General features: G+C 46.0%; 9 protein-coding genes and 1 tRNA gene. 4 read left to right on the forward strand and 6 right to left on the reverse strand.

Going from position 1 to position 8475, the window contains the following annotated elements; all coding sequences use genetic code 11:
- Positions 1-173 precede the first annotated feature (173 nt).
- Positions 174-992: a serine O-acetyltransferase gene (cysE, locus tag HMPREF3047_RS01265; RefSeq protein WP_070592110.1), complete on the reverse strand. Its 819-nt coding sequence runs from the start codon at positions 990-992 to the stop codon at positions 174-176.
- 150 nt (positions 993-1142) lie between these two features.
- Here cysE and grpE point away from each other — a divergent pair, with 150 nt between their 5' ends.
- Positions 1143-1703: a nucleotide exchange factor GrpE gene (gene grpE, locus HMPREF3047_RS01270; RefSeq protein WP_070711972.1), complete on the forward strand. Its 561-nt coding sequence runs from the start codon at positions 1143-1145 to the stop codon at positions 1701-1703.
- A 304-nt stretch (positions 1704-2007) separates the two neighbouring features.
- Positions 2008-3936: a molecular chaperone DnaK gene (gene dnaK, locus HMPREF3047_RS01275; RefSeq protein WP_070711973.1), complete on the forward strand. Its 1929-nt coding sequence runs from the start codon at positions 2008-2010 to the stop codon at positions 3934-3936.
- A 173-nt stretch (positions 3937-4109) separates the two neighbouring features.
- Here dnaK and HMPREF3047_RS01280 read toward each other — a convergent pair whose 3' ends face one another.
- The 5 genes from HMPREF3047_RS01280 to HMPREF3047_RS01300 all read right to left on the reverse strand — a co-directional run bounded on the left by HMPREF3047_RS01280 (position 4110) and on the right by HMPREF3047_RS01300 (position 6909).
- Entirely contained in the window at positions 4110-4385 is a 276-nt protein-coding gene (locus HMPREF3047_RS01280) for a hypothetical protein (RefSeq protein WP_070646718.1), read from the reverse strand.
- A 39-nt stretch (positions 4386-4424) separates the two neighbouring features.
- A complete protein-coding gene (locus HMPREF3047_RS01285) occupies positions 4425-4718 on the reverse strand; it encodes a hypothetical protein (RefSeq protein ID WP_070583845.1) in 294 nt (97 codons plus the stop codon).
- A gap of 80 nt (positions 4719-4798) precedes the next feature.
- Positions 4799-5053 (reverse strand): Blp family class II bacteriocin, encoded by a 255-nt coding sequence (locus HMPREF3047_RS01290; RefSeq protein WP_070711974.1) that lies wholly within the window; start codon positions 5051-5053, stop codon positions 4799-4801.
- A 266-nt stretch (positions 5054-5319) separates the two neighbouring features.
- Positions 5320-6660 carry a DUF2868 domain-containing protein gene (locus tag HMPREF3047_RS01295; RefSeq protein WP_070583847.1) on the reverse strand — a complete coding sequence of 447 codons (1341 nt, stop codon included), beginning with the start codon at positions 6658-6660 and terminating at the stop codon, positions 5320-5322.
- Positions 6661-6824: 164 nt separating this feature from the next.
- A tRNA-Leu gene (locus HMPREF3047_RS01300) sits at positions 6825-6909 on the reverse strand.
- Between the two features lie 161 nt (positions 6910-7070).
- On the opposite strand from HMPREF3047_RS01300, the gene HMPREF3047_RS01305 reads away from it, so the two are divergent.
- Together HMPREF3047_RS01305 and ribA are read left to right on the forward strand one after the other, a co-directional pair.
- Complete coding sequence (locus HMPREF3047_RS01305) at positions 7071-7736, forward strand: hypothetical protein (protein ID WP_070711975.1); 666 nt, start codon at positions 7071-7073, stop codon at positions 7734-7736.
- Positions 7729-8322 (forward strand): GTP cyclohydrolase II, encoded by a 594-nt coding sequence (gene ribA / locus HMPREF3047_RS01310; RefSeq protein WP_063068903.1) that lies wholly within the window; start codon positions 7729-7731, stop codon positions 8320-8322. The genes HMPREF3047_RS01305 and ribA overlap by 8 nt, the downstream gene beginning before the upstream one ends.
- The last annotated feature ends 153 nt before the right edge of the window (positions 8323-8475 follow it).

An 8475-nucleotide genomic window follows, 5' to 3' on the forward strand; every position in this document is an offset into this window, starting at 1 on the left:
GTTGGGGAAGGGCTTTTTTGCAAAGGTCTCAAGCTGTTTACCGAAGAGAAAGTCAAGCAGGTTAAAACGCACTTGGAAGTCTTGCGCAAACGCGGTTAACACCAAGATTTAAATCATAAAAGGCCGTCTGAAAGAACAAATCTTTCAGACGGCCTTTTTTAATGGCAGATTGCTTAAATCACAAAATCCGTAGTCGATAATTGAATGTTTTGATCCATATCGGCAGACGGAGTTTTGGAAGAGCGGCCGACCGGTTTGGCCGGTACGCCGACAACGGTAATCGAAGACGGTACGTCGGCAACCACCACGCTGCCTGCGCCGATTTTGGCATTTTCGCCAATGCGGATGTTGCCCAAAATTGAGGCATTCGCACCAATCATCACGCCATTGCCGATTTTCGGGTGGCGGTCGCCGCTTTCTTTGCCCGAACCGCCCAGCGTTACGCCGTGGAGGATGGAAATATTGTTGCCCAAGACGGCGGTTTCGCCGGCGACAAAACCGGTGGCATGGTCGAGCATCAAACCGTGACCGAAACGGGCGGCAGGGTGAATGTCAACACCGAAGACTTCCGACATGCGGTTTTGCAGGAAATACGCCAGCGTTTTACGGCCGTTTTGATAGAGCCAGTGGTTGATACGGTGCGCCTGTACGGCGTGGAAACCTTTGAAATACAACAGCGGCAGCGAATATTCGTCACAAGCTGGGTCGCGCTCATAAATGGCTTTCAAGTCGGCCTCGACGCATTTGCTGATACGGGTGTCCACGCTCAAAGCTTGTTGATAAATTTCAAACAGCGCACGCACATCCATAATCGGGCTGCCGAGCTTGCTGGAAAGATGGTAGGCAAGTACCGAATCGAGCGAATCGTGGCGTAACACGGTTTGGTGCAGGAAGCTTGCCAGCATCGGCTCGGCCGCGGCGGCCGCTTCGGTTTCTTCGCGGATGGTGTGCCACAGATTAAAATCGGTTGAATTCAAATGGTCTTTTTTCATGTTTGAGGCCGTCTGAAGAATAAAATCAGATGGCTATCTTACCGTTTTCCAACGTCTTTTAACAAGGCATTTGATAATCGACGTTCAAATGCTTGAAGTTTTTTCAGACGGCCTTATATATGAAATATCGAATATCAACACGCTAAAAGGATGTCAGAAATGACGGAGCATAACGAACAACATCAACACGAAGCAGAAGAAGCGGCAGCCGTAGAAACTGCCGAAACCGTTGAAACCAAACAAGCAGAACCGACTTACGAAGATCTGCAGGCGCGTGTCACCGAGTTGGAAGGTCAACTCAAAGACAGTGAGCTGCGCGGTTTGGCAAACGAGCAAAACCTGCGCCGCCGCCATCAGCAGGAAATCGCCGATACCCATAAATTCGCCGGACAAAAATTTGCAGCAGAAATGTTGCCGGTTAAAGATTATCTCGAAATGGCGCTGCTGGACCAAAGCGGCAATTTCGATGCGCTGAAAATGGGTGTGCAAATGACTTTGAACGAGCTGCAAAAAGCATTTGATGCCACACACATTAAAGAAATCAACCCGCAGCCGGGCGACAAACTCGATCCGCACCAACATCAAGCGATGCAGGCAGTCGTCAGCGAGCAAGAGCCGAATACCATCGTCAGCGTGATGAAAAAAGGCTATACATTGGCCGACCGCGTGCTGCGTCCTGCGATGGTTGTCGTGGCGAAAAAAGAAGATTGAAGGCACCGCTTGATAAAGTTTATCAAGCATAAAATCTTCAGACGGCCTTATCCGGTTTCAAAACCCGATATTCCGCTATTGGAAAATCATTCCGATAAACCGGAATCAGAAAATTAAAACCGGCCGTCTGAGAAAAGAATAAACGGCTTGTGGATAAATAAATCAAGTACTTGAATTTAATTTAAAAAAAAATTCAAATTAAGCCTTGAAAAAAAATGAAGCAACCTTATTTACAAGCCATCGGAACGAAATGTTCCACAGGATTATTAATTTAGAAAAGTTTATTTATTAGGAGCAACATAATATGGCAAAAGTAATCGGTATTGACTTAGGTACAACCAACTCTTGTTTGGCCATTTCTGAAAACGGTCAAACCAAAGTGATCGAAAACGCAGAAGGCGCACGCACCACTCCTTCCGTTATCGCTTATTTGGACGGCGGCGAAATCCTCGTTGGCGCGCCTGCCAAACGCCAAGCGGTAACCAACGCTAAAAACACTATTTACGCCGCCAAACGTTTGATCGGCCACAAATTTGAAGACAAAGAAGTTCAACGCGACATCGAATCTATGCCTTTCGAAATTATCAAAGCCAACAACGGCGATGCATGGGTGAAAGCACAAGGCAAAGAGCTGTCTCCTCCTCAAATTTCCGCAGAAGTTTTGCGTAAAATGAAAGAAGCCGCTGAAGCTTACTTGGGCGAGAAAGTCACTGAAGCCGTGATTACCGTTCCGGCCTACTTCAACGACAGCCAACGTCAAGCCACCAAAGACGCAGGCCGCATCGCAGGTTTGGAAGTAAAACGTATCATCAACGAGCCGACCGCTGCCGCTTTGGCATTCGGTATGGACAAAGGCGACAACAAAGACCGCAAAGTAGCCGTATATGACTTGGGTGGCGGTACTTTCGATATTTCCATCATCGAAATCGCCAACCTCGACGGCGACAAACAATTCGAAGTATTAGCTACCAACGGCGATACTTTCTTGGGCGGTGAAGACTTCGACCAACGCTTGATCGACTACATCATTGACGAGTTCAAAAAAGAACAAGGCATTGATTTGAAACAAGACGTAATGGCTCTGCAACGTCTGAAAGAAGCTGCTGAAAAAGCCAAAATCGAATTGTCCAGCGGTCAGCAAACTGAAATCAACCTGCCATACATCACTATGGATGCAACCGGTCCTAAACACTTGGCCATGAAAATTACCCGTGCCAAATTTGAAAGCCTGGTTGAAGATTTGATCCAACGTTCTATCGAGCCTTGCAAAATCGCATTGAAAGATGCCGGCTTGAGCACCAGCGATATCGACGACGTGATTTTGGTTGGTGGTCAAAGCCGTATGCCGAAAGTACAAGAAGCCGTTAAAGCCTTCTTCGGTAAAGAGCCTCGTAAAGACGTGAACCCTGATGAAGCTGTTGCCGTAGGTGCAGCGATTCAAGGCGAAGTATTGAGCGGCGGCCGTAGCGACGTATTGCTGCTGGACGTAACTCCTCTGTCTTTGGGTATCGAAACCATGGGCGGCGTGATGACCAAGCTGATTCAAAAGAACACTACTATTCCGACTAAAGCGTCTCAAGTGTTCTCAACTGCCGAAGACAACCAAAGCGCAGTAACCATCCACGTACTGCAAGGCGAACGCGAACGCGCTTCTGCCAACAAATCTTTGGGTCAGTTCAACTTGGGCGACATCGCACCTGCACCACGCGGTATGCCACAAATTGAAGTTACTTTCGACATCGATGCCAACGGTATCTTGCACGTTTCTGCCAAAGACAAAGGCACCGGCAAAGCGGCCAACATTACCATCCAAGGTTCTTCAGGTTTGAGCGAAGAAGAAATCGAACGCATGGTAAAAGATGCCGAAGCCAACGCTGAAGAAGATAAAAAACTGACTGAATTGGTCGCTTCCCGCAACCAAGCCGAAGCCCTGATTCACTCTGTGAAAAAATCTCTGACTGACTATGGCGACAAACTCGACGCTGCCGAGAAAGAAAAAATCGAAGCCGCGTTGAAAGAAGCCGAAGAAGCCGTGAAAGGCGATGATAAAGCCGCCATCGACGCCAAAGCCGAAGCTTTGGGTGCAGCCAGCCAAAAATTGGGCGAAATGGTTTACGCTCAAGCGCAAGCAGAAGCACAAGCAGGCGGGGGCGCACAAGCCGAGTCTTCCGCTAAGAAAGACGACGACATCGTAGATGCCGACTTTGAAGAAGTAAAAGACGACAAAAAATAATTGATGCCGTCTGAAAAAAAGCGCGAATCGAAAGGTTCGCGCTTTTTATTTGAATTATTCATAGTAAAAGGTCATCTGAAAGCTTTTCAGACGACCTTGGTTTTAGAAATCTTGACAGACAGGAAAAAGATATAACCCATTGAAAAGACAAGGTTGGGCTAATCTGTTTGTACCTATTCTGGAAGCGATTTTTTCTTTTTGGATTTTATGTATTTCAAGAACATCAGTTCAACCAGGGTACACATAATTAACACTTCGACCCAGTCGGGAAGAAAACGGTCTACTCCAAAGAAATACTTCGGATTGATGATAAGGCTTAAAATCAAGTTCGCAAGGAAAACAGTAAAGCTGGCCGCAAAGCACATAATCAGCAATGCCTTCCAGTATTGTTTGCTGAAACTTGCGAGCAACTTCAGGTTTTTCTTATAATTTTCCCAAAAATTTTTCATGCCCTTATCCTTCTTATAAAGTTTGGGATTGTTCCGTATTTAATTTGAAGAAGAATCTTTCGAAGAAGCATCTTTCTGTTTGTACTGAATATATTTCAGGAATGTCCATATCATCAAGCTTACTGCGACGAGGCTTTCGATAATTTCTGAAAGGAAATATTCTTCCCCTAAAAAATATTTCGGATTGATCACATAGAGACTCAAGATAGTGTTCACCCCGATGACAATAAAGTTTACAGCGAAGCTGATGACCAGTAGGACCTTCCAATATTTTTTGGCAAAAGTTGCGAGCAACTGCAAGTTTTTCTTATAATTTTCCCAAAAATTTTTCATGCCGTTATCCTTCAGTATTGTTGATAAAGAATCCGTATCCCGTAAATATTTTCGGGATACGGAGTTTGATCGGCAATAATTTAATAGCCAAACGATCTTCTGGCGACAAGCGAACCTAATTTACCTCCTAAATATCCGCCTACGCGCGCCCCAACGGCACCTCCAACAGCCATCCCGCCCGGTCCCGCAATCGCGCCTAACGCCATTCCGGTAAAGCCGCCGGCAAAAGCACCTGCGCCACGACCAACCCAGCGGCCGGTTCCTGAAACCGCGCTTCGACTGAAATTAAAACCGCCGGAAACTTGTTGTAAATCATCCATGTTTAGTGTTTGCATATTAGCACTCCAAAATGAAAAATGGGGTGAAAAATAGCAAGCGTTTTCATCCGTTTGCTGTTGTATTGACAGTGCAAGTATGTAGTAGTTTTTTTTGAAATTATTTTTTAAGTTATATTAAAAAATGAAAACATAACGGATAGTCAAGAAATGATTAAATTTAAATTGGTTATATCATCAAGACAGCAAGACAATATTAAAAACAAGCTTCCAAGTTGCGATAAAAGGTCGTCTGAAAACTTTTCAGACGGCCTTCGGTTTATCTGTCAAATAGCGCTTTGCCGTTTTTCTTGTGCCAAACGGGTCGGTTCCAGCCAGGCAATGTTTCTTTCTGCCAGCGCATCGCGCCAATAATCCAGTTTGGTATCCAAATCTTCAGAGAAACTGTCTTGATTCAAAAGTTGAATGATAACGCCGCCGTCCGTAGCTTCAGCCAAGCGGCTGATTTGACGCAAAATGCCGCGATCGGGAACAGTTTGCGTGCGTACGCCGATGAGAAGTTGCGCCGGAGTTTGTTTCAATTCGGCTTCCAATTGTTCCAAATCTTTTCTGCCGGCGGCCACGCCTTTGTCTATCCATTCTTGCGCCAAAACGCCGGAAAACCAAAGCGGCTCAGGCCATTCCGTTTCCAGTGTAACAGCCCATTTAGGCGCATTATTCAGCGTAATTTTAGATGAAACGGGAACGATGTTTTCCTGAAAATCATCGGCATCAACAATCTTCGTTTGCCATGTGCGGAGGATGTTTTGATAGTAGGGCTGATTCAAATCCAAACGTTCGCGAAGGGTTTTTAAAGTAATCTTACAAGCCAGCCAAGCAAGCAAGCGCGGCAGAATGCCATAGCAGATAATGCTGCCTATGAGTAAACCTGCCCAAGCGCGTGCATCTTCGATATGATTGTTCAGACGGCCTGCAATTACGGCCTGACTGTCAGGAACAGGAAAGCCCAAACGTTCCGGCAGCCATGATAAAGCCTCAACCGTTTTCACCAATGCCGTATTACTTAAAAGCGTACTTTCCCAGTTGAACGTATATTGACGCACCAAGAGCAGCAGCAAAACAGAAACCAACATTCCCGACAGCGTGCATAGCCACAGGCCGTGTGAAGTTGCACTAATCAGCCAACGCGTTTGCGGTTTGCGCCATTCATCCATATAAAGCCGCAAAATTGCCTGATTGACCGGGTCTTTACCTCGGAACCAAGTTGCCGGACTGCTGATAAAGTGCACATTTTTCAAACGCAGGAATAAAGTCACCAGCCACACCAGCAGCATGACTGTATTCATGCCCAAAATCCCGGCCAATACCAGAAAAAAGTTCAGCCCCTGATTGTCCATCAAAAGATAAGTACTGGAAAAACCGATCGTAAACAACAATGTTGCCGCAACAATCCAAAGCCAAAACGAGCCTGTCTCCACCTGTTGCAGCACATATTTCAAATGCTGGTCGCGGTCAATAATTTGAGCGCGGCGTATCAGTTTTTCCTCATTGCCGCAATCAATATGTCGCAACGCTTCCGTCGCCTGCACAGGATCTCCCGGAAAAATATAGGCACGTTCTTCAAGGATACGGACCAATTCGACAAGTTTTTGCGATGGATTCAACATAAATGATAGGCCGTCTGAAAGATAAAATGGAAACGTCTGTTATACCCCCAAATAAACCCCTTTTTTGCAAAGGTCAAAAAATTAAAAGCAGTTTTGATTTTGAATAGGGTATATAGTGGAATAGATGTAAAAAAAAGCAGCCCGAAAGCTGCTCATTTTGAGTGTGGTGCGGACGGAGAGACTCGAACTCTCACACCTCTCGGCGCCAGAACCTAAATCTGGTGCGTCTACCAATTTCGCCACGTCCGCACTAATTTGAACCGTGGATTATACACAAGATTAATGGGAGCGCAAAGTCTTGTTTGCTTGAATTTTTCGGTTTATCCCTTATATAATGGTTTATTCCGGCCGTCTGAAAGCAGGGTTTGTTTTCAGACGGCCTCAACTTTACTATTGGTGAGGAAGGGCAGATGCCTGCTTTATTGATTAAAGATTTTTTGCAGACGCAAGGTTTGAAGTTGCCTGCGGATGATATACATGTTGCTTATTTGACTGCCCAGGCTGTGATTAAAATGGGCAATGCTTCGGTTGAGCGTTCGATTTTATGGCCGTCTGAAGACAGTTGGCAGTTGGCGGATTATGTTGATGCCGAACATGAATGGTTGCTGAAACAGATTTTTATGGCTTTGGATTCGGTTGCCGAGCGCACCGAGCATTTGAAAAGCGCAGCGGTTTATACAGCGTTTCCAAAAGATGGTGCGTTGTCGCTGGTTCGACTGAGCCGTTGGGGCGTGCCGTTGGAAAATGTGATTCCAATCGACGAGCAGGCCGGACAGGCTTTTTTGGCTGTGCGTACGGCGCAAAGCGGTTGGATGAATGTTTGTCAGAATGTGGCGTATTGGCAGGAAATTGGTGAATTGTCGACCGAACGCAATCATCCCGGTTTGAGTCAGATTTCTGTTCCTGTCTGTATGCCCAGCGGTGCGGTTTTAGGTGTGGTGCATGCCGAGTTTGATGTCAAAGACGGTGCGCCTGATGAAGTATTGGTGGCTTGGATTGCCCTTGCTTTGGCCCTGTCGGATTCTTTGAAAAATCTGTTGGGCGTGGCTGAAAACGAGGAAGCGGAAAATGAGTAACGCGTTGAAGTTTGTCGCGTCATGCCGTTTGCCTACGGAATGGGGCGAATTTACCATGCACGGCTTTGAAGAAGAGGGCGGTCAGGAGCATGTCGCATTGACGATGGGCGATGTTTCAGACGGCCTGCCGGTGTTGTCGCGTATTCATTCCGAGTGCTTGACCGGCGATGCTTTATTTTCAGTGAAATGTGATTGCGGCCCTCAGCTTCAAGCAGCGATGCAGGCCGTTCAGAAAGAAGGGCGTGGCGTTATCGTATATTTGCGCCAAGAAGGCAGGGGCATTGGTTTGATAAACAAAATCCGTGCTTATCGTCTGCAAGATCAAGGTTTGGATACGGTTGAGGCCAATGTAGCGCTCGGCCTTCCTGTTGATGCGCGCGACTTTACTTTGGCCAAGCAGATTTATGATTATCTGCATATTCGCGAGGTCAAGTTGTTGACCAATAATCCTGAAAAAATCCAAACATTGAAAGATTCCGGCATTAATGTGGTCGAACGGATTGCATTGCATGTCGGCGAAAATGTGGAAAATGAACGTTATCTGCATACTAAAGCGGACAAATTGGGGCATTTGATTTTTGATTGATGGATAGGTATAACGGTAATTTTTGCGGTTAAATAAAATATTCTATATTCTTTCAATGGGATATATTTTTATTTAAATAAAAACCTTGCGCGTAGCCTGATTTTTTGATTTAATGTCAGCTTATCGGGTGATTAGCTCAGTTGGTAGAGCGTC

Origin of the sequence: Neisseria sp. HMSC075C10 (genome assembly GCF_001815615.1) — a bacterium.
Lineage (GTDB): Bacteria > Pseudomonadota > Gammaproteobacteria > Burkholderiales > Neisseriaceae > Neisseria > Neisseria subflava_A.